1 pseudogene is annotated in these 656 nt (G+C 48.6%); it reads right to left on the reverse strand.

Annotated elements, in window-relative coordinates:
* Positions 1–656, reverse strand: a pseudogene (chiP, locus tag R7R78_RS26995) (chitoporin); the annotation flags it as partial.

Below are 656 nucleotides of genomic sequence, written 5' to 3' on the forward strand. Positions count from 1 at the left end.
CCTACAGAGAACTCATCGTAGTCGGCTGACTTCCAACGCGCTTCTGCTGGTTTATCTAGTTGAGACGCACCGTCACCGAAGTCTAGAGTACGAGCACGTACGTAAAGCACTGCAGATGGGTCTACGAAGTACATAACTTGTGCAGATAGTACATCGTCTGCTGTATCGTTAATTGTCTTACCGTCACGTTCTAGGTCGAAGTTCGCTGCGTAACCTAGCTTGTACTGCCAGTCACCTGTTGTGTACATCAGACCTGCAGACATTGCATCTTGCTTCTCGTTCACGCCGTTGCTTGCGTCCGCTTCCATGTATTTGTATTGAGCGAAGAACGAGATACCGTTATCAAACCAACCTTGAACACCAACTAGGTACGTGTTGTTTTCCCAAGTTTGACCTTCAGATTCAATGTTACGGTTACCTTCGTAAGCAGCATCCAATTGTAGTGGACCTAACTTGTAGTGAGCCGCGATGCCGCCCCAGTAATCATCACCAGCACCTAGACCCGCTTTATCACCAGCACCCGCTGCGATATCTAGAGAGAACTTGTCTGCGTACATTGGAGAATCCCAACGAATGGTGTTTGATTGACGGTCTTGGTACTTAGCACCACCGATTGCACCACCCCAGTCGTAAACATCGCCTAGACCTGGGTTAGA

The organism is Vibrio sp. 2134-1 (genome assembly GCF_033339495.1).